Annotated in this window: 7 protein-coding genes; 5 read left to right on the forward strand and 2 right to left on the reverse strand. The window is 70.5% G+C overall.

What is annotated here, in order from left to right; genetic code table 11:
- Nucleotides 1-11: 11 nt before the first annotated feature.
- Nucleotides 12-15521, reverse strand: coding sequence for a non-ribosomal peptide synthetase (locus MYSTI_RS08555; protein ID WP_052350937.1), 15510 nt, complete (start codon nt 15519-15521; stop codon nt 12-14).
- A 109-nt stretch (nt 15522-15630) separates the two neighbouring features.
- Entirely contained in the window at nt 15631-17013 is a 1383-nt protein-coding gene (locus MYSTI_RS08560; protein ID WP_144370021.1) for a hypothetical protein, read from the reverse strand.
- A gap of 268 nt (nt 17014-17281) precedes the next feature.
- Between MYSTI_RS08560 and MYSTI_RS42960 the strand changes: the two genes are divergently transcribed.
- The 5 genes from MYSTI_RS42960 to MYSTI_RS08585 all read left to right on the forward strand — a co-directional run bounded on the left by MYSTI_RS42960 (nt 17282) and on the right by MYSTI_RS08585 (nt 22565).
- Entirely contained in the window at nt 17282-17467 is a 186-nt protein-coding gene (locus tag MYSTI_RS42960) for a Xan family putative trans-acting RiPP leader peptide (protein WP_015347328.1), read from the forward strand.
- 14 nt (nt 17468-17481) lie between these two features.
- Complete coding sequence (locus MYSTI_RS08570) at nt 17482-18477, forward strand: Rieske 2Fe-2S domain-containing protein (RefSeq protein ID WP_044283400.1); 996 nt, start codon at nt 17482-17484, stop codon at nt 18475-18477.
- Nucleotides 18478-18479: 2 nt separating this feature from the next.
- Nucleotides 18480-19448 carry a c-type cytochrome gene (locus tag MYSTI_RS08575; RefSeq protein WP_015347330.1) on the forward strand — a complete coding sequence of 323 codons (969 nt, stop codon included), beginning with the start codon at nt 18480-18482 and terminating at the stop codon, nt 19446-19448.
- A gap of 109 nt (nt 19449-19557) precedes the next feature.
- Nucleotides 19558-21459, forward strand: coding sequence for a hypothetical protein (locus tag MYSTI_RS08580; RefSeq protein ID WP_015347331.1), 1902 nt, complete (start codon nt 19558-19560; stop codon nt 21457-21459).
- A 17-nt stretch (nt 21460-21476) separates the two neighbouring features.
- Nucleotides 21477-22565, forward strand: coding sequence for a hypothetical protein (locus MYSTI_RS08585; RefSeq protein ID WP_015347332.1), 1089 nt, complete (start codon nt 21477-21479; stop codon nt 22563-22565).
- Nucleotides 22566-22577 lie beyond the last annotated feature (12 nt).

Genomic DNA, 22577 nt, shown 5'->3' on the forward strand with positions numbered 1-22577 from the left:
CCCCCCTCGGCTCACGTCACCCGCTGGAGGAGCATCCGCGCCAGCTCCTCGACGCGGGGGGCGCGCAGCAGCTCGGCGTGTTGGCCGGTGAGGCTCTCCAGGTCGAGCTGGGCCCGCGGCAGGTAGCGGGTCCACCCCAGCGCCTCGTCGTGGAACTCCGTCAGTGTGGTCGTGCTGCGGATGATGAGCGGGCGCACGCCGCTCGGCGCCGTGATGTTCCACTTCGCGGCTTGCGGCGTCAGCACCTCGCCCAGCACCTTCCACATCCGCTGGAGGTCCGCGGCGCGCATGTGCGTGGAGAGCTGTCCCCGGGCGCGGCCCTGCTCGGCCAGCCACTCCCACTGCGCCTCGGGTGACAGGCCCTCCAGAATCCCCGGCACGGACTCGTCGAGGACCCCGAGCTCCGCGGCCAGCCCCAGCACCGGCCCCTGCGTCAGCGAGGGCATGGACCCGCCGATGAGCTCCGACGTCAGCGTGTCCACCAACGCGAGCAGCTCCACCTGCTCCCCTTGCGCCTCCAGGTGCGCGGCGACTCCGAGGGCGGGATAGCCGCCGTAGGAGAAGCCCACCAGCCGGTAGGGGCCGTGGGGCTGCACCGCGCGGATGTCGCGGGCGTAGGTCGCCACGCGCTCCTCGAAGGACGCCAGCGGGCGGTCCGGCGTCAGCGTCTCCGGGGCCTGGATGCCGTGGCAGCGGAAGCGCGGCTCCAGGAGCGGGACCAGCTCCCGGTAGTGATGAACCTCGCCATCGCCTCCGTGGAAGAGGAACAGCGGAGCCGCGGTCGGCGGGAGGTCCCGGCTCGCCAGGCGGACGACGCTGGAGCGCACGGACTCCTCGCGCAGGTAGTCCAGGATGGCGTCCGCGGAGTCGCGCAGGACGGGGTTCTGGAAGAGGACGGCCAGCGGCAGGGGCAGGCCGAACTCCTCCTCCAGTCGCGCCAGCAGGCGCATGGCGAGGATGGAGTCGCCTCCCACGGTGAAGAAGTCGTCGCCGACGTCGACACCGGGTTGCTCGAGCACTTCCTTCCAGAGGCGGTGCAGCACCATCTCCAGGGAGGAGCGGAAGGGCCGCTGTGTCCGGGGCGAGCTTGGTGTCTCCTCACGGGGGGCTCGAGGCGGTGGCTCCTGCACATCTCGCAGCGCTTGTCGGTCCACCTTGCCGTTGGCGTTGATGGGCAGCTTCTCCAGCACCATGAAGCTCGCGGGCACCATGTACGAAGGCAGCTGCGCCGCCAGTTGCTCACGCAAGGACTCCGCCTTCACCGAGGCAGGGGCCTGGACGTAGGCGCGCAGCGACTGGACGCCCGCGGCGGTGGTGAGCGCGAGGACCACGGCCTCTTCGACTCCCGCGAAGCGCCGCAGGCCCGTCTCGATTTCCGCCAGCTCGATGCGGAAGCCTCGAATCTTCACCTGGTGGTCCGCGCGCCCGAGGAACCGCAGGCGCCCATCCGGCAGCAGCCGCGCCAGGTCTCCCGTCCGGTACATGCGCGCGCCGGGCGCCTCGTGGAAGGGGTCGGGGATGAAGCGCTCGGCGGTGGCGTGAGGGGCCCCCAGGTAGCCTCGCGAGAGCGCCGCTCCGCCGATGTAGACACCGCCGGGCTGGCCCGGGACGACGGGCGCCAGGTCGTCATCCAGCAGGTAGATGCGCACGCCGGGGATGGGCCGGCCGATGGGGAAGGTGTCCGAGGTGCCCAGGCCCTCGGCGCCGGGGATGTCACAGGTCGCGGAGGTGATGGTGCACTCCGTGGGGCCGTAGACGTTGACCCACGGCGCGTGCTCGCCGCCCACGCGCACCCACGCGTCATACGTCTCTCGCTTGAGCACGTCGCCTCCGGGCGCCAGCAGCCGCAGCCGGCGGGGAAGGCGCTGGCCCGAGGACTCCATCTGGCGAATCCACTCCTCGATGTACGTGGGAGGGAGGCTGATGAGCGTGATGTCCGTCTCCTCCAGGTACGGCGTCATGGCGTGCGCGGGGACCAGCCCGTTGCGCAGGACGACGGTGGCGCCCACGACGAGCGGGGGATAGAGGTCCTCGGCCGCGGCGTCGAAGGTGAGCGGTGCGAACTGGAGCATCCTGTCCCCAGCCCGCAGGCCGAAGCGCTTCACGATGGCCAGGTTGTGGTTCACCACCGAGCGGTGCTCCACCATCACCCCCTTGGGCTCACCCGTGGAGCCCGAGGTGAAGACGATGTACGCGACCTGCGCGTCCGCGACGCGGCGAGGCCCCGGGCTCAGGTCTCTGGGCAGGGACGTGGGGCAGGTCGGCACCGCCACATGGGGCACCAGCCACGCGTGGTCCTCCCAGACGTCCTCGTCCACCCACAGCCGCTGGATGCCCGTGCGCTCCAGCACCGCGCGCTTGCGCGCCTCGGGCCAGTCCGCGTCGAGCGGGACATACGCACCGCCCGCCTTCAGGATGCCCAGCAGGACGGCCATGGCCTGCGTGGAGGGCTGCATCACCACGCCCACCCGCTCCTCGGGCAGGAGCCCCTGTGTCACCAACTGGCGGGCGAGGAGGTTGGCGCGGGCGTTCAGCTCGGCGTAGCTCCACGTCGTCGCGCCGTGAGCCACGGCGGGGGCCTCGGGGGTGCGCAGCACCTGGGCCTCGAACAGCGTGTGGATGCAGGCCCCCGTGGGAATCTCCTGCGGCCCTCCGTCCAGCGCGGCGAGCACCTCGGCCCGCTGGCGGTCGGACAGCAGCGACAGGCGTGAGAGCGGGACGTCCGGGGTCCGCAGGCAGACGTGGACCCACTGCTCGAAGGAGCGCGCCATGCGCTCGCGCGACTCGGCGGCGAAGAGCGCGCTGTCGAAGGCGAGAATCCCTCCGAGCGCTCCGCGGGCGTCCTGAATCAGGCTGACCACCACGTCGTACGCGGGGATGACGCCTTCGGTGTCCAGCTCCGACACGGAGAGCTGCTCCATGCCGAACGCGCCCGAGGTATCCAGCATCACCAGCGCCTGGGCCAGCGCGGGGGCCGTGCGTGGACCCTCGCGTGACACGGCGTCCGAGATGCTCTTGAAGGTGACCTCCTGGTGGGCCGTCGCATGGGACACCACGCCCTGGACGCGACGGAGGAGGGTCTGGAAGGACGGGTTGCCCGTGACGTCCGTGCACAGGGGCAGGACGTTGGCGAAGTAGCCCACCATCCGCTCCGTCTCCGGCAGGGTGCGTCCGGAGAAGGGCGAGGCCACCACCACGTGTCCCTGTCCACTCAGCCGGTGGAGCCAGGACTGGACGAGCGCCAGCACGGTGGTGAACGTGGAGACGCGCTCGCGCCGCGCCACTTCCTGGAGGGCCGCGCCCAGCGAGGTGTTGAGCGCGACGCGGGTGGTCCGCATGTTCGCGTTGAGCGCGGGGGCACGCCTCGGGAAGTCCACGGGCAGGTCCAGGACGGGAGGCGCGTTCGCCAGCGCCTGCTTCCAGGACTCCAGCGACGCCGCCTCCTGGCGGTCGGCCTGCTCGCCGCGCTGTGACGGAACGAGGTCCGCGTACTGGAGCGGAGCGGGCGCGAGCAGTCGCGTCTCCCCGTCGAGCGCCGCGCGGTACGCGGCCCCCACTTCCTCCAGGAACACGCGCAGGCCCAGGCCATCACAGACGAGGTGGCTCACCGCGAGCAGCAGGGCGTGCCGGGTGCCGGAGGAGTCCAGGCGGAGCAGCTCGAAGCGATACAGCGGGCCTCGGGCCACGTCGAAGGGTTGCTGGTCCTGTCGCGACACGGCGGCGTGGGTCTCCGCGAGCGCCGCTTCGGGGGACAGGTGGGACAGGTCCACCCGCTCGAGCACGGAGCCGCTCGTGGGGCGCACGTGCACGTGGAGCGCGCCGTGCTCTTGGACGAACACGGTGCGCAGCGTCTGGTTGCGCTCCAGCGTCGCGGCGAGTGCAGCCTCCAGCGCGGCCTCTCGCAGCGGGCCCTCCAGCACGAAGGCCAGGTTGAGCACGTACGGGGGCGCGTCGGGCAACTGGAGCGCGTACCACAGGCGCTCCTGCACTCGGGATGCGAGCTGGGGGCCCGTCGTCGCATCGGGGACACGCGTCGGCAGGACCTGGAGACGCGGCGCCTTGTCGATGGCCTGCGCGAGCCGGGCGACGGTGGGCTGGGTGAAGAGCGTGCTCAGCGGGAGCTGCACGCCCAGCTCCTTGCGAACCAGGGAGACCACTCGCGTCGCGCTCAACGAGTGGCCGCCGAGGGCGAAGAAGTCGGAGTCGCGCCACACCTGCTCCACGCCGAGGACCTTCCGGAAGAGCCGGGCCACGTGCTCCTCCTGGGCTCCTCGAGGCGGCTCCCCTTCGAGCTCCTCCATCGCGGGCACGGGCTGGAGGGACAGGGCCCTGCGGTCCACCTTCCCATTGGCGTTGAGGGGCAGCGTCGCCAGCGGGACGAAGCGCGAGGGCAGCATGGCCGACGGAAGCTTCTGGCTCAGGGCCTCGCGCAGCGTCGCGAGGGACTCGTGGCTGGGGGTGACGACCCAGGCGACCAGCTCCTTCTCGCCGGGGCGGGCTTCGCGGACGGTGACGGCGCACGCGCGAACGGAGGGCAGGGAGGACAGCGCGGCCTCCACCTCCGCCAACTCGATGCGCACGCCGCGCACCTTCACCTGGAAGTCCGCGCGGGTGAGGAACTCCAGGCACCCGTCGACGCGTCGACGCCCCAGGTCTCCGGTGCGATAGAGGCGCGCGCCTGGAGTCTCCGAGAAGGGGTGGGGGATGAAGCGCTCCGCCGTCAGGTCCGGACGGTGGCGGTAGCCTCGGCCCACGCCGACTCCGCCGAGATAGAACTCACCGACGACGCCTGGAGGCACGGGTTGCAGGGCGTCATCCAGGACATGGACCTCCATGGCGCGCTTGGGCACGCCGATGGAGATGGTGCTCCCCTCCGGCGCGGCCTCCATCCAATGGAGCGTGGAGGCGTCCGAGCACTCCGCTGCGCCATAGCTGGGGACCAGCGGGACGCCCGGATGACGCTCGAACCATGCGCGGCACACGGCGGGCGGCATCGACTCTCCGCCGGTAATCATGCAGCGCAGCCGTGGAAGCGCGATGGCGTTGGCGACAGGGTCCTCCAGCAGCGCGTGAATCATCGACGGAACCAGACCCACCACGGTGGCGCCGTGCAGGGCCAGCTCCGTGGCGAGGCGCTGCGGGTCCCGGACGGACTCATCGGAGATGAGCAGCGTGGTGGCTCCGAGCGTCAGGGCTCCGAGCATCTGCCAGACGGAGATGTCGAAGCTGAGGGCCGCCGTCTGCGCGATGGTGTCGCCTTCCCGCAGCCTGAGTCCGTCGACCATTCCGAGGATGTGATTGCGCAGGCCGCGATGGTGGACCATCACGCCCTTGGGCACACCCGTGGAGCCCGAGGTGAAGACCAGATACGCCAGGGCCTCGGGCGAGGTGCGGTGGCCCAGGTCGGCCGGGCTCGCATGCTCCAACGCATCGAGGGTCAGCACCTGGGGACGCAGCTGCGCGGGGACCAGGGTGAGAACCTCCGCGAGCCTGCTCTCCGAGTGGCTTGTCGCGAGGATGAAGGGCGGCTGGCTCTCCGCGATGAACTGGGCCACACGCGCCGGAGGAAGCCGTGCGTCCACGGGCATGTGGGCACCGCCCGCTCTGTGGATGGCGAGGACCGTGCGCACGAACGACTCGTCGCGTGAGCCGAAGGCCGCCACCAGCTGGTCCTGTCCCACGCCCTGGGAGACGAGGCGGTGGGCGGCCCGGCGGGTCCAGTCCTCCAGTGCGCCATAGGTCCACTGGCCTCCCTCGAAGGCCAGCGCGATGCGCTCCGGGACGCGCCGGGCCTGGGCCACGAAGTCGTCATGCACGCACGTCTCGGGCGGGGCGCCGGGAGTGATGCCCTGGTGCAGCGCTTCGTGGACCTCGGCGCCGGTCAGCAAGGGCAGCCGCGCGACGGCGGTTCCCGGGGCCTGGAGCGCGCCCTCGAGGAGCTGGAGGTAGTGGGTGAGCAGCCGCTCCACGGTGGCGGGCTCGAACAAGTCGGTGCTGTACGTGATGGCGAACTCGATGCCGTCCGCGACCTCCGTGGCACCGAGGGTCAGGTCGAACGGGCTGGTCTTGTTGTCGACGAGCAGCTTGTGCGCGGTGAGCTTCGGGAAGGCGCCGTCGAGCGGCGAAGTCATCTCCCGGCCCATGTCGAACATGACCTGAACGAGCGGCATGTGGTCGGTGCCGCGCTCCACCTGGAGCGCCTGGACGACCCGCTCGAAGGGGGCGGCCTGATGGGAGAAGGCCCCCAGCGCGGTGGTCCTCACTTGCGACAGGAGGTCGGTGAACGTCAGGCCCGGGGTGAAGTGGCTGCGCAGGACGACGGTGTTGATGAAGAGTCCGACGACGTCGTCCACCGCGGGGTGCGTCCGGCCCGAGACGGGGACACCCACGCACAGCTCGTCCTGTCCGGAGTAGCGGTGCAGCAGCGCGGCGAAGGCGGCATGCAGCGCCATGAACGGCGTCACCTGCTGCTGACGGCACAGCCGGGTCAGGGCCTGGGTCCGCGAGGCGGAAAGCTTCCGGACGGTGCTGAGGGCTCCCGCGTCACCGAGCACGGGCGGGCGAGGCTTGTCGAGCGGGAGCGAGAGCAACGCGGGCGCTCCGGCGAGCTGCTCCTTCCAGTAGTCGAGGTGGGCCTCCTCATGCACTCGCACGGCGGGGAGTCGCTGCCATGCGGCCACGTCGGCCTGCGAGAGGGCGATGGGTGCGAGGTCCGGGGCCCGCCCTTCATGGAGCGCGGAGCACGCCTGGGCCAGCTCGCGCAGGAGGACGTCGAGCGAGAGCCCATCGACGAGGGCGTGGTGCAGCACGAGCAACAGGACGTGGTGCTCGGCGCCCAAGCGGAAGAGTCGGAAGTGGTACAGCGGCCCTTGTGTGAGGGGGCGGAGGCGGCGGGACTCCTCGCGCAGCCGGGCCCAGGGAATGGAGGGCGTGGCTCCCGGTGGTGACGTCACCTCCTCGAGGTGGAGGACCTGCGAGGGCACGGCGCTCAGCTGGAGCGCGGGACGGTCCTCCTCCGAGACGAAGTGCATGCGAAGCGTGTCGTGCCGCTCGAGCAGGAGCCGGAGCGCGGCGTCCAGGGCCGCGACGTCCAGCGGGCCTCGGAGCTCGATGGCCTCGGGGATGAGATAGGCGCGCAGCCCGGGGAGCCACTGATGGAGGAACCACAGCCGCTCCTGCGCGAACGTGGGCTGGCGTGGCGCGTCGGGAGGCTGGCGCGAAGGCGAGGAGAGCGCGGGGAGCTGGGCGAGGCGCTGCGACTCGATGAGCCGCGCGAGCGAGGCGACGGAGGGCGCGGAGAAGAAGGAGGAGAGGGAGAGGTCGACGTTGACGGCGTGGCGGATGCGGGAGACGAGGCGCGTGGCCGAGAGAGAGTGGCCTCCGAGGAAGAAGAAGTCGGCGTCGCGAGAGACGGCGTCGGTGCCGAGGACCTGGCTGAAGAGCAGGGCGAGCAGCACCTCGGTGTGGCCGACAGGGGGCGAGAAGGAGACCGCCTCGGAGGAGGGGAGCGGGAAGGCGGAGAGGGCGCCGCGGTCGACCTTGCCGGAGGAGGAGAGGGGCAGCGCGTCGATGAGGACGAAATGCGAGGGCAGCATCGCCGCCGGGAGGAGGCGGCCCAGGGACGCGCGAAGCGAAGACAGGTCGAGGGACGGAGCGTCGGGGGCGACGAACGCGACGAGCTCCGTGTGGGGCGGTGAGAGGCGCGGGATGACGGCGCAGTGGCGAACGCCAGGGAGGCGCTGCAGCGCGGCCTCGACTTCCGCGAGCTCGACGCGGACGCCGCGGACCTTGAGCTGGAAGTCGGCGCGGCCGATGAAGGCGAGGGTGCCGTCGGGGAGCCAGCGCGCGATGTCGCCCGTGCGGTAGAGGCGCTCGCCGGGAGTGGAGGCGAACGGGTTGGGGAGGAAGCGCTCCGCCGTGAGGTGAGGGCTGGCGCGGTAGGCGCGTGCGAGGTTGGGGCCGGCGATGAAGAGTTCGCCCGGGACGCCGATGGGGACGGGCTGGAGCAAGCCGTCGAGGACGTAGAGCTGGCAGTGCCCCAAGGGGCTGCCGAGGCTGACGGGAGGCTCTGACGCGTCCGCGGTGACGCAGAGGGTGGTCTCGATGGGCCCGTAGGTGTTGATGAGCCGTGTGTCGGTGAGGGCGAGCTGGCGCACGAGCGTGTCGGGCAACACCTCGCCACCGGACACGAGCACGCGCAGACGTCGCAGGGCCTCGGGTGCGCCGGGCTCCTCGAACGCGGCGGCGAGCCCGGAGGGCGTGAGGGACACGTGGGTGATGCCGTGCTGGAGGATGTCGCGCCCCAGGTGCAGGGGGCCGACGGGCCGCATCACCACGCGGGCGCCACGGGTGAGGCTGTAGAGCAGCTCCTCGAAGTGGATGTCGAAGGAGAGGCTGCTGGAGGCCGCCCACGTCGCTCTGGGCGAAGTGGCGTAGAGGGCGTCGAGCGCGGCGAAGCAGTGGAAGAGGTTGCGCTGGGTCAGCTCCACGCCCTTGGGCTCACCCGTGGAGCCGGAGGTGTAGAGGACATAGGCGAGGTGGTCCATCCGCGCGGTGACAAGGGGCGCGAGAGGGGCGGCGCTCCTGGTGGCGTCCTCGGGCTGGACGAAGGGGATGTCGAGCGGTGTGCCGTCGAACAGCGACGGGCGCGAGACGATGAGGCACGCCTCCGACTTGCGCAGGAGTGAGGCGCGGCGCGCGGAGGGGTGCGCGGGCTCCAGCGGAAGACAGGCGGAGCCGCTCAGGTGGATGGCGAGGAGGGAGACGACGCAGTCCGCGGAGCGCTCCAGGCACAGGCCCACGACGCGCTCGGGCCCGGCGCCCAGCGCCGTCAGGTGGGCGGCCAGGCGCGAGGCTTGGGAGAAGAGCTGCGCGAAGGTGAACGAGCCCTCGGGGGACACGAGGGCGATGGCGTCGGGCGTGCGCCTGGCGGAGTCGAGGAGGAGCGAGGCCAGGGGGACGTCGCCGTCGAGGGCCCACGGTGAGGCATTGAAGTCCCGCACCACCCGCCGGTGCTCCTCGGTGCCCAGCAGGGACAGCGCGCCCACGGGCAGGGTCGGTGTCTCCAGTGCGTGCTTCAGCAGGCGCACGTAATGGAACAGCATCCGACCCGCGCTCGCCGCGTTGAAGAGCTGGGTGTCGTACTGGAGATACAGCTCGAACCCCGAGGCGGTCTCGCTGACGGAGAGGCTCAGGTCGAACTGGCTGGTGCCGTTGTCGACGAAGAGCGGCCGAGGGGTGAGCCCTTCCGCGACCTGTCCATCCCACGCGCGGTTCATCCGGTTCAGGTCGAACAGGACTTGGAACAGCGGCGTCTGGTGGAGGGTGCGCTCCACCTGGAGTGCCTCGACGACGCGCTCGAAGGGGGCGGCCTGATGGGAGAAGGCCTCCAGCGCGGTGGTGCGGACATGAGACAGCAAGCCGGCGAAGGACGTGCTGGCGCTCACGCGGGTGCGGAGGACGACGGTGTTGATGAAGAGTCCGACGACGTCATCCACAGCGGGGTGCGTGCGGCCCGAGACGGGGACACCCACGCACAGCTCCTCCTGCGCGGAGTATCGGTGCAGCAGCGCGGCGAAGGCGGCATACAGCGCCATGAACGGCGTGACGTGGTGCTCGCGGCACAGCTCGGCCAGGGCGCGGGTCATCGCGGGGCTGAGCGTGTGAGGCGTGGTGAAGGCGCCTTCGTCTCCTCGCGTCGCCGGGCGCGGCTTGTCGAGCGGCAGTGACAGGGACGTGGGCGCCCCCGCGAGCTGCTGCTTCCAGTAGTCGAGGTGGCAGTCCTCTTGCGCGCGCACGGCGGGGGAGCGCAGCCACGCGGCCGCGTCCGCCTGGGTGAGTGCCACGGCGGGGAGCGCGGGCTCGCGGTGCCGGCTCAGAGAGGCGTATGCCTGGGCCAGCTCCCGCAAGAGAATCTCCACCGACACCCCGTCGACGAGGATGTGGTGCAGCACGAGCAGCAGCACGTGGTGCTCGGCGCCCAAGCGGAAGAGACGGAAGCGGTACAGCGGCCCCTCCGCGAGCGAGAAGGCGCGGCGGGCCTCCTCACGCAGCCGGGCCTGGAGGCGCTCCGCAATATCTCCAGCCGTCGCGGTGAGGTCCTCACGGGTGGGAAGCGGACGCAGGTGCGGCACGGGGTGGCCGTCCTGCCGCGATTGGAGTGAGGACTCCATGGCCGCGACATCGAGGGGGGCTCGCCGGGCCTGGAGGCGCGTCGAGGTGTCTCCCTCCGTCGCGGTGAGGTCCTCTCGTTGCAGCACTTCGGCGGGAAGCGGGCGCAGGTGCGGCACGGGGCGGCCGTCGTCGGGGACGAAGACTCCGCGCAGCGAGGCATGGCGCTCCAGCAGCAGCCGGAGCGAGGACTCCATGGCCTCGACATCGAGGGGACCCTTCAGCTCCAGCGCTTCCGGGATGTGGTAGGCGCGCAGCGACGGCTGGAGCTGGTGGATGAACCAGAGGCGCTCCTGAGCGGGCGCCGGGAGGAGCGGCTCATCCGCGCGGCGAGGCGCAGGCGCCGGGAGCGGCTCGGCCTGCTCCAGGGATGGACTCGAGAGGACACGCGCGAGGGCTTCGAGGGTGGGCGTGGAGAAGACGGTGGCGAGGGGAAGCTCGACGCCGAAGGACTGGCGGATGCGCGCCACCAGCCGGGTGGCGGTGAGAGAGTGGCCGCCCAGGGAGAAGAAGTCCGAGCCGCGGTGGACCTGCTCCACATGGAGGACCTGGCGGAAGAGCAGGGCGAGCAGCTCTTCCGCGGGGCCTCGGGGCGGCTCCACGGGCGCAGTGGTGTCGGCGGCGGGCTCGACGGGAAGCGCGGCGAGGGCCTTCCGGTCCACCTTGCCGCTGGTGTTCATCGGCAGCGCGTCGAGCGGGCACAGGCGCGAGGGCACCATGGCCTCTGGCAACAGCCTGGCGAGTGCCCTGCGCAGCGCACGCAAATCAGGCGAAGACTCCTCCGAGGTGAAGAAGGCCACCAGCTCCGTGTCCCGCGCCGACTGCCGCGCGATGACCGCGGCCTGTCGGATGCCGTCGAGCCGAAGCAGCGCGGCCTCCACCTCCTCGAGCTCCACGCGCACGCCACGGACCTTGAGCTGGAAGTCGGTGCGGCCGAGGAAGGACAAGGTGCCATCCTCGTTCCACCGGACGCGGTCTCCCGTGCGGTACAGGCGGGCTCCGGGAACCTCGCTGAAGGCATCCGGAATGAAGCGCTCGGCGGTCAGGTCCGCTCGGGCGCGATAGCCCCGACCCACTCCATCTCCACCGACGAACAGCTCGCCGGGCACGCCGATGGGCTGAGGCTGGAGCGCGTCATCGAGGACATAGAGCCGGCTGCGGTCCAACGGCTTGCCCAGGCTGACGGGGTGCTGCGCATCACAGCGCTCCACGGCCACGCAGACGCTCGTCTCGGTGGGGCCATAGGCGTTGACGATGCGCGTGTTCGTGAAGGCGAGCTGCCGCACCAGCGCATCCGTCAGGGCCTCGCCGCCGGTGACCACGACCCGGAGTCGACGAAGGGCCTCGGCGGCGCCGGGCTCCTCGAAGGCGGCGGCGAGCGACGAGGGCGTGATGACGATGTGGGTGATGCCGTGCTGGAGGATGTCGCGCCCCAGATGGAGAGGGCCGACAGGGCGGAGCACCACGCGGGCACCGCGCGAGAGGCTGTAGAGCACCTCCTCCAGGTGCATGTCGAAGGAGACGCTGCTGGAGGCAGCCCACGTCGAGCCGGGAGCGGTGTCGTAATGGGCGTCGAACGAGTCGAAGCAGTGGACGAGGTTGCGATGGGTGAGCTCGACGCCCTTGGGCTCGCCGGTGGAGCCAGAAGTGTAGAGGACGTAGGCGAGGGAGTCGGGCCGAGGCGACCGGGGCGAAGCCCGAGGGGCGTGGGCCTCGTCACCGGGCTGGACGAGCGCGACATCGAGTGGGGCGCCGTCGAACAGCGCCGGGCGCGAGATGAGGAGCCGTGCGTTGGACGCACGCAACAACGCGGCCCTGCGCGTGACGGGGTGCGACGGATCGAGCGGGAGACAGGCGGCGCCGCTGAGCTGGATGGCGAGCAACGCGACGACGGAGTCCGCGGAGCGCTCCAGGCACAGGCCGACCACACACTCAGGGCCCGCGCCGAGCGCGGCGAGGTGAGAGGCGAGCAGGGCCGCGCGGGCGTGGAGGCCCGAGAAGGTGAGGGTGGTCTCCGGCGTCACCAGCGCGACGGCGTCCGGAGTGCGCGCCACGGCGGCCTGGAGCAGGGACGCGAGGGTGGCCGCTTCATCGAAGGGCCGCTGGGTCGCGTTGAAGTCCCGCAGGACGTGTTGGCGCTCGGCCCGCGAGTGGAGCGGGTGATGTCGCAGGGGAACTTCAGGTGACTGGAGCGCGTGGTCCAGGAGCTGGAGGTAGTGGGTGGCGAAGCGCTGGATGTTCGCCTCGTCGAACAGCTCGGTCCGGTAGCGGAAGAAGAGCTCGTATTCCTCCTCGACCTTGTAGACGGTGAGCTGGAGGTCGAAGGCGCTGGCCTCGGGGCTCACATGCAGCGTGCGTGGCGCATGGGCGGGGAAGGCCGACGCGAGCGGATGCTCCAGGCGGCTCATGTCGAACATGACCTGGAACAGCGGCGACTCGCCGGGGACTCGCTCGGGCAGGAGCCTCTCGACGACCCGCTCGAAGGGCGCGTGCTGGTGGGCGACGGCCTCCAGCGCGGTGGTGCGCACGTGCGTGAGCAGGTCCACGAAGGAGGCCCGCTCCTCCACGCGCGTGCGCAGGACGACGGTGTTGATGAACAAGCCGACCAGGTCATCGGCGGCGGGATGCGTGCGGCCCGAGACGGGTGTGCCCACGCACAGCTCGTCCTGTCCGGAGTACCGGTGCAGCACCACCGCGAAGGCGGCGTGGAGCACCATGAAGGGTGTCACCTGGTAGCGCTGGCACACCGCGCCGAGCGACTGGCGGAGCGCGGGCGGCAGGCGTTCGCGCGGCGTGACGGCGCCTCGGTCGCTGACGACGCTGGGGCGGGGCCGCTGGGTGGGGAGCGCGAGTCGAGAGGGGGCTCCCGCGAGCTGGCGTGCCCAGTAATCGAGGTCCGCGGCCTCACGCGAGGCGCCCTGTTGCGCGCGTTGCCAGGCCACGAAATCGGAGAACGTGAGCGCGGGCTCGGGCAGGAGCGACTGCCTCTGTCCGGCGGGGGCCGCCAGCAGGCGTCCCAGCTCGCGGAACAAGATGTCCAGCGACATCCCATCCATGACGAGGTGGTGCATCACGAGCTGGAGGACGTGGTGCTCGGGGGTGATGCGGAACAACTGGAAGCGGTAGAGCGGCCCCTGCTCCAGGTCGAAGAGACGCTGGGCCTCCTCCCTCAGCCGGGCCCAGGGCAGCGTCCCAGGTGTCTCTTCCACGTGAAGCACGCGCTCCGCGACGGGATGCAGGCGCGGAACGGGCTGTCCCTCCCGCGAGACCACGAGCGTGCGAAGCGCGGCGTGTCGCTGGAGCAGGCGCTGGAGGGAGTCCTCCAGCGCGGCCACATCCAGCGGTCCTCGCAGCTCCACCGTCTCGGGATGGAGATAGGCGCGCAGCCCTGGCTGGAGCTGGTGGATGAACCACATGCGCTCCTGTGACGCGGAGACGCCGCGAGGCACATCGTCCGGGAGCCGCGTGGGCTCGGAGTCGCTCGAGACGGGGGCGTGGGTGCGCTCGGTGATGTCGCGGGCGAGCTCGACCACGGTCCTCGCGGCGAAGCTCGGCGTGAGCGGCAGGTCCACGGCGAAGGTCCGCCGGATGCGGGAGATGAGGCGGGTGGCGCTGAGGGAGTGGCCGCCCAGGTCGTGGAAGGCCGCATCCCTTGCCACGTCCTGAATCCCGAGGACCTCACCGACCAGCTGCGTGAGCAGCTCTTCGACATGCCCGCGCGGCGCGTGCTCGACGGCGTCCGAGCCCCCGTCCTCCTGGAGCGGCAAGGGCTGGGCGGCGAGCGCGCGGCGGTCCACCTTGTTGTGGTGTGTCAGCGGCAGGGCATCCCGGACCACCACCACCGACGGCACCATGAACTCGGGCAGCCGATGACGCAGGGCCGCGCGGAGCGCTCGTGAGTCGAGCTGCTGCCCCGGAGCGGCCACCACGTGCGCCACCAGCTTCTTGTCCGCGTGGGCCCCCGCCTGGGCCACCACCGCGGCGTCGCGCACGGAGGGCAGGGCGCGCAGAGCGGCCTCCACCTCGGCCAGCTCGATGCGGAACCCGCGAATCTTCACCTGGTGGTCCGCGCGACCGACGATGTCCAGCACCCCATCGTCGCGCCAGCGAACCAGGTCTCCGGTGCGGTACATCCGCGCGCCGGGGATGCCGTGGAAGGGGTCGGGCAGGAAGCGCTCCGCGGTCAGCGCGGGCTGCTCCATGTAGCCCCGGGCGAGCCCCTCGCCTCCGAGGTACAGCTCTCCCACGACCCCCGGGGCAACGGGCTCACCGTGCACGTCGAGCACATACGCGCGCACGTTGCTGATGGGCCGCCCGATGGGCATCGACTCCGCGGCCTGCGCGGCCTGCGTCGCGGTGAAGGTGGTCGCGAAGACGGTGGCCTCGGTGGGGCCATACCCGTTGGTGACGGGCAGGTTCAGCGTGTCGACCACGCGGCGCACGTGCGTGGGGGAGACGGCGTCGCCACCGGACAAGAGCTGTTTGACGGGGCGCAGCAGCTCCAGGTTCTCCTCCACGACCTGGGAGAACAGGGCCGCCGTCAGCCAGAGGGTGGTCACCCGGGCCTCGCGGATGACCCGCGCCAGCTCCTCGAGAGAGGGGACACCCGGGGGCATCACCACCAGCCGCCCGCCGGTCAGCAGCGCGCCCCAGATTTCGAGCGTGGAGGCGTCGAAGGAGATGGGTGTCAACAGCAACTGCGTTTCATCCGGGCCGAAGCGCGCGTAGCTCACGCCCAGTTGGTTGCGCAGCACGCCCTGGTGCGTGGTGCCGACGCCCTTGGGTCTCCCCGTGGAGCCGGAGGTGAAGCCCACATAGGCCAGGGAGTCGGGCCAGGCGCGCGAGGGGGGCACGGGCTCGTGCGCCCGCGCGACTTCGTCCACCATCACGCGGGGCAACTCTTCCCCGGGCAGTCGCGAGGCGAGCGCGCGCGAGGTGAGGAGCACGCGGGGGCGGGCGTCCTCCATCATGGCGACCAGTCGCTCCCGGGGATACGCCACGTCCAGCGGGACATAGGCGCCCCCCGCCTTGACGATGGCGACCACGGCGACGATGAGGTCCAGCGAGCGCTCGACGGCGAGCCCCACGCGGACATCCGTGTCCACGCCCACCTGCCGCAGCCTCGCGGCCAGCGTGCTGGCCCGGTCATCCAGCTCCCGGTAGGTGAGGCGCTGCGCTCCGAACTCGACGGCGACCTTGTCTCCGAAGCGCGTCACCACCCGCGCGAAGACCTCCGGCAGCGTGGCGTCGCGGGGATAGTCAGACGCCGTGGCGTTCCACTCCACCAGGACCCGTTGCCGGTCGGACTCGGCCAGTCGCGTGGGCGTCGCGGAGGTGTTCTCGGGTTCCATGGGATGGACCTGGGCGGGGGCGCCGGGCTTCGAGTCAAGCGGGAGGGACAGGCCGGCGCCGTGGGGGACGGAGGGCGTTGTCATGAAGGGGAGAGGACCGAGGGGTGAATCACAGCATCACGCGCAGGCTCATGCCGACGCGCAGCAGGTCCAGGTCCGTGGCGGGGAACTCCGCCACCACGGCGGGGTCGGGGCGGAAGCGGAACTCACCGCCGCGAGGGCCGAAGGGCGCCTCGATGTACCCGGCGATGTTCACGTTCCTCCGCACGAAGCCGAGGTCCAGGCGGCCCAGGAAGGAGGGGTCGCCCAGGTTGCCCATCGCGGTCAGCGTCAGCGACGGCTCGTAGACGCTGCGCCGCGTGACGGAGAACTGCGCCAGGCCATACGTGCGCCCGAGGAACAGGGGGCGGTAGTCCCCCGTCGACTGGAGCCAGGTGAGGAGCCGGCGGTTGTCATCGCCCAGCTGATTGTAGAAGCCCTCCAGCCGCGCGACGGCGAGGTGGAGGTCGCCCAGGCGGAAGTTCGCGGACACTCCGCCGCTCACCTGCAGGTGGGGGCCCTCCAACCGGCGCTCGACGAAGCCCTCGGGCGTGTCGCGCCACAAGCGCGTCTCCGAGTCGTGCACGAGCGCGACCTCGGCGTTGAAGTCCAGAATCCCGAGGCCCAGGGAATAGTCCAACCCATACCGCGGACGTCGCCGCTCGAGGAACGCGGCGGTGGCGATGAGCTCGCTGGTCCCCAGGGCAATCTCCGCGCGCACCGCGCCGCCATAGCGCACGTCGGAGAGCTTGCCGTCACCCCCCGGCGCTTCTTCCAGGGCGCCGGTCGCGAGCACCCACAGGTTCGCGCGCAGCGACTCGAAGGGAATGTTCACCTTCACCATGTCCACGCCCTGGCGCGCGTCGAACACACCCAGCGGGTCCGGGTTGGGCGTCCGCATGAAGTCGGTGGTGTTCCAGACGCGGGAGCTGCCCCACTTGATGTACTGCCGGCCGACCATGACGAAGACCTGGTCGAAGAGGCCGAAGTAGAGCCAGAACCTGTCGAGGCTGACCCTGGGGGTGGAGAGCTCCGGAGAGAGCGGGTCATAGACGAGCCGTCCCACCGCGTACGCCCGGATGCTGTCCTGGGGCCTGAAGTCGAGATTCACATCCACGAGCCCCGGGAAGTAGGGCTGCGCCGTCGAGGCGTCATCCGAGGCCCGTCGGGAAACCATGACATCCGCGCGCTGGAAGTAGAACCCTCGCAGCGTCAACGAGGCGGGCGCGGAGGTGTCTTCGACGCGAGGCGTCTCCAGCCCTTCCTCGAACGGATTCCGCGAGGGGGGCTCCTCCTCCCGCGGCACCACCGAGTCCCCAGGACCTGACTCGTCCGTGATGGTCGCGGGACGCAACAGGTCGTCTTCTGTCTGGGAATCCACCGTCGCGGCGGGCGCCGCGGCTTCGGAGGCGGAGGGAGGTGCGGCCTGACTCCATCCCGATGCGACCGCCACACTGCAATGCAGCAGACATGTGACAAGGAGGGCACGGGGACGCAGAACTGGCATGTGGCTGGCATTCTAGCCATCAGTCGCGCGCCGGAGACATGCGTGGCGTCCGATTTCGCGGCGCGGCAATTCATATCGAGGAGAACCCGTATCGCCTGAACACGGGTGCGGTCACGGTTTGTAATATGAGGCAAATATACGGCCTGTGTATTGACACTCCGGTCGGGTTCCCGGGACCATGCCGCCCCTTGCTCAGCGAAGGTTGGGAGGCGTCATGGAATTGAAGGCGTCGGAGTCATCACCTGTTGCTTCTTCGACGGTGTCCGAAGCTTCCTCCGCTCCGATGGAACTCGCGGCGTCGGAAGTCGTGCCGCCCCCGGAGAAGCTGGATGAGATCGAGGAGATTGATTTCTTGCTCGAGGAAATCGAGAGCAAGATTGCTCCGCTTGCCCTGGCGTGAGGACCCAGGACCCCTTGCGCTCGTATCAAGAGGTCTTCTCCGCCTACTGGCATCCCGTCGCCTTCTCCCATGAGGTCCAGGAGCGGCCCGTTGCGTTCCGGTTGCTGGGGACGGAGGGGGTGGTCTGGCGGAGTGATACAGGCGTCGCGGCCACGCAGCGCTACTGCGCACACCGTGGGGCGGACCTGTGCCAGGGCGAACGCGTCACGCAGGGGCTTCGCTGTGCATTTCATGGTTGGACTTATGGGCGGGACGGCCAGTGTCTGAGGATACCCTCCCAGCCCTCGGCGCCCATTCCGGCCTCGGCCCGGCTTGATACATATCGCTGTCATGAGCGGTATGGGCTCATCTGGGTCTGCCTCGCGGACACCCCCGCGGCCCCGCTGCCGGAGTGGCCGGAGCTGGAGGACGGCACCGTCGCCGCCGTCGCGCTGCCTCGGCTGGACTGGGAGGTGTCGGCGGGGCGGATGATGGAAATCATCCTGGACGTGGCGCACCTGTCCTGGGTGCACCGGGGCACATTTGGCAATCCCGAGCAGCCGGAGGTGCCCCCCTACGAGGTGGAGCGGCACTCCGGAGGGGTTCGCTCACGCATCGTCTACCCGGCGCTCGCGCCAGGGATGGAGGGGGCCCCGGGGCGCGTGGACCGGACGACGTTGACCTACGACGTGACGCTCCCCTTCGCGGTGCGCCTGGCCTTCAAGCCGACGCTCTTCTACGCGCACACCGTCTATGCGGTGGCCTCGCCCCTCTCCGAAGAGAAGATGCAGTGCTTCTACTTCGCGTCCCACCACCCGAAGATCCGCAACTTCGGGGAGATGTTCGTGAAGTCGGAGCTGGCCATCCTGGAGCAGGACCGCCGCGTCGCCGAGGGCCAGCGCCCCCGGGCACATCCGGTGGACTTTGCCCACGAGGTGCACGTGAAGGCAGACTCCCTCCCCATCGAATACCGCCGCGCCGTCGCGGCCTTGCGCCTGGGGGATGCTCCACGGCTCCCTGGGCTGGAGTGAGCATGAACGTGCGTTCTGGCGGGCGGGTGGGGCTGGGAGTCGTGCTGGCGCTGATGGTCGGGGCCTGCCGTCAGAAGGAGGCGGCGACCCAGGCGCCCGTGACGCCCGTGGCGCCGGTGGCTCCCAAGCCCTCCGCCGCGGTGGACGTGAAGGTCGACCCGGTGGCGCGCGGCCGGTATCTGGCGGAGTCCGTGCTGGTGTGCGGCGCCTGCCACACCGAGCGCGACTACTCCCGCGTGGGCGGGCCGGTGAAGGGCGCGCCGCTCGCGGGGGACTGCTTCGGCGAGGCCCACGGAATGCCCGTCAAGGTGTGCGCGTCCAACATCACCTCGGACCCCGAGCATGGCATCGGCCGGTGGACGGATGAGGAGCTGATTCGGGCGATGCGGGAGGGCCGGGGCCGCGACGGCCGGGTGCTCTTCCCCATGATGCCGTACGGCGACTGGAAGGCCCTCTCCGACGAGGATGCACGCGCGGTCGTGGCGTACCTGCGCCAGGTGCCCGCCGTCGCCCGCTCCACGCCGCGCACCCAGCTGCCCCCGGAGATGGCCGCCGAGCTCCAGGGGCTGGCCGTCCCCGTGTCGGGCCCCGTCGCGGGACCCAAGGAGGACCTGGTGGCCCGGGGCCAGTACCTGACCACCATCGGCCAGTGCGGCACGTGTCATGCGGGCATGGCGGAGGGCGCCAAGCCCTTCTCGGGGGGGATTCCCATCCCCGGGCCCTTCGGCCAGGAGACGGCGCCGTCCCTCCACCCGGCGGACGCCCTGCTCCGGGGGATGAACGAGGACGCCTTCGTGGCGCGCTTCAAGACCTGGAAGGACGTGCCCCAGGTCGCCAGCCGCCAGGGGCAGGTCAACAAGCTGGTCATGCCCTGGGTCTTCTTCGCGGGCTTCCAGGAGGATGACCTGCGCGCCATGTACCGCTACCTCCGCACCCTCCCGGCCGCCTCGCCCCCGTCCGCCGGAAAGTAAGTTCAGCCGACTCTTGGCGTCTCGGCTCCAGGGCCGATAGAATTCTCGGGTTCTTATTCGCCGGACCTTGGCCGCCAGCAGCCGCGCGGGAGGTCCGGCACGAGCCCTCATGCCATCGCCTTTCAAGACCCTGCTCCTGACGCTTCCGGTGCTGGTGCTCCTCCCGGCCTGCGACCTGTTCGATACGTCCGATGCGGAGGGGACGCGCGGGCGCGGCGCCAGGGCCTTCGACCCGTATGCGAGCTCCGCCTCCGGGGCCATCTCCCTGTCCCTGCTGTCCTTCAAGGGGTGCGCCATCCTCCCCAACGGGGAGCCGGTGACGAAGGGCGGGCTGAACCTGCCGGACTATCCGAATGAGTGTCTGAACCTCAACCTGGGCTTCCCCATCGCCGCGCCGGCGCTCCCGCCCAGCGCGCGCATGCAGGTGACGCCGGGGCAGGCGTACTTCCTGCGCGAGTTCTCCGCGGTGGACATGCTCCAGAACGTCCACACGGACTACAATGATCGCCGGACCCCGGCGGCCTGGGCCCGCCTCCAGTCGAACTTCAAGGACCTGGACTGGAGTGGCCTGTCGGTGGGGCAGGACGACTGGAAGGTCCAGGACCGCGGGACGCTCCAGCGCGAGACCTTCTACGAGAACGCGGCGTGGATGACGTCCACCACGGACACGCTGCTGCTGGAGGTGCTGGACTCCGACGGCAACGTCCGCACGAGCGAGACCTACAAGCGCACCGACTTCCTGTCGGAGAGCAGCGCCACGGGCCGCACGCGGGTGAGCTTCACGGTGACGGGACTTGCGCCCCCGCGCTTCCCGGACGACCCGATTCCGGTCGTGTCCGGGGAGCGGGAGGCCCTGGTCTACGCCAGCACCGTGAAGGTGTCGTTCGCCAACTCCACCAACCCCTTCAAGTCCTTCACCATGCCGCAGCTCCAGGGCGAGGGGCTCATCCGGGTGACGTGGAGCCTGATGCCCAAGAAGCCGTTCCTGTTCCCGGTGAGCTTCGTGCCCGCGGCGGAGCGGCCGGCCACCTGCTACCAGGTGGGCGCGGACGGGCTGGCCACGGATGTGCCCGTGCCCTGCGGCTTCGGCCTGTCCCAGAAGGTGGTGATGACGCCGCCGCGCAATGGCCGCTACCTGGAGGCGGGGGAGGCGCTCGACTTCGTCATCTCGCTCCAGGATGGCGACGGCCACTCGCTGCACGCGCGGGACTCACTGCCTTCGTTCAAGCAGTACATGGAAGGCGAGTCCAACGGCCTGGCCCACTTCAACAGCTTCATGTTGGTGAACTGGCGCGACGGCAGCGCCTCCGAGTCGGGCTACAAGGTCGTGGGCCCGCTTCAGGACCTGGTGGTCGTCAACGGCGCGCACACGCCTCCGTACTTCGCGTTCCCGGAGGCCGTGGAGCCCCAGTACTACGTGCCCCCCAGCTCGACGTACCTCCCGGGCGGCTCGCTCCACCAGCCCAACACACGCATCACGGTGCCGCTGCCCGCGAACGCGAAGCCCGGCACGTACGCCCTGCTCGTCAAGGGACACCGCGACTTCATGGGCGAGCGCCTCAACCGCATGGACCCGTTCTTCTTCCAGGTGGGCCAGGCCGAGCGCACGACGTACCCGGGGAAGATTGGCAACTGCCAGGTCTGCCACAACGGGCCGAACTCCCTGAACAACGTCCACCATGGTGGGTCGGTGGACAACGTGGAGGCTTGCAAGGTGTGCCACTACGACGAGGGCGTGGGGCACGTCTCCGACTTCATGCACCGCATCCACGTCAACTCGCGCAAGTACCAGCAGAACAAGGGTGACTGCACCCTGTGCCATCTGACGCGCGAGAGCACGCTCCGGCCCAGCCTCATCGCCTGCGCGGGCTGCCACCCCGGCACCCACGGCAATGAGTACAAGCACCTCGAGTTTCAAGACCTCAGCGCTGTCCCCAACATCTACGGCAACTGCGCCAACGCCTGTCACGTGACCTCGCCTCCGCGCGAGCACGTGTTGCCCAAGCGCTGAACTGGACGAGGACCGACATGATGGCCCGCCACCTCACTATCGCGTTCATGGTCGCCGCCGCGCTGAGCGGCTGCTCCGACGTCGAGCCCATTCCGCCCCCGCCAGTTCAGCCGCCGAGCACGGGCGTGCTGCCGGAGCGCCAGTCCACCGTGTCGGGCGTGCTCTACGACCCGGAGGCGTTCTTCGTTCAGTTCGTGACCTACTCGGCGATGGGGGAGGAGCCCATTCCTCCCGGGTTGTTCCCCAAGTCGCCCTTCCTGCTGTACTCGGCCATCCCCGATGCGCAGGTGCGCCTGGCCGGGGCGGGACTGCCGTCGGTGTCCAGCGGGGTCTCCTCCTTCGAGGGGGCCTGGCTGACGACGGGCGTCACGATGAGCGACAGCGCGCCCTACCTGGCGGAGGCGCTTCCTCCCGACGGCCCGGTGGCCTTCTTCCCGGAGGGCGCGTTCTTCCCGCTCCCGCCCGCGAAGCACTACGCCACCACGAGCATCCGCCCCATCCAGGTGCAGGTGAACGACTGCCGGTCGCAGGCGGCGGTGATGGTGGGAAGCACGGGGGCGCTGGACGCGGTGGCGCGGCACCTGACGAGCACGGGGACGCCGACGACCCCGGATGACCTGGTGGACCCGGCGAAGACGGGCGGCGTGGTCCTGTTCTGGGTCCACCCGGGCAGCCTCTTCTTCGACTTCATGTATGAGCCGATGGACTCCGTCGTGGGCGAGACGAGCGCGGGCACCTTGCTGGCGGTGGACTGGGCTCCCCCTGGGGAAGGGCCTCCGGGGCAGTCGCCCCTGGGCTTCTTCGTGACGCCGGGCTCGGGCGGGTCCATTGGCTACTACGCGCTGGTTCTGCCGCGAGGGCTGACGACTCCGGTGAAGGTGACCTTCAAGGACACCCTCATCACCACGGTTCCAGACCCGATGGACCCTTATGGCCTGCGCCCGTGGCCGATTGCTCCCATCACCGTGCAGCCGCACGCGGGGGTCTCCGTGCAGCGCGTGTTCGCGGGCTTCACCAAGGAGCCCCCGCCGCCGGATCCGCTCGAGCCTCCCGGGATGCCGCCGGAGGATGAGGGCTGGCGGTGTGTCCCGCCGGAGCACGAGTAGCTCCGGCTGCTT

The organism is Myxococcus stipitatus DSM 14675, assembly GCF_000331735.1.
Lineage (GTDB): Bacteria > Myxococcota > Myxococcia > Myxococcales > Myxococcaceae > Myxococcus > Myxococcus stipitatus.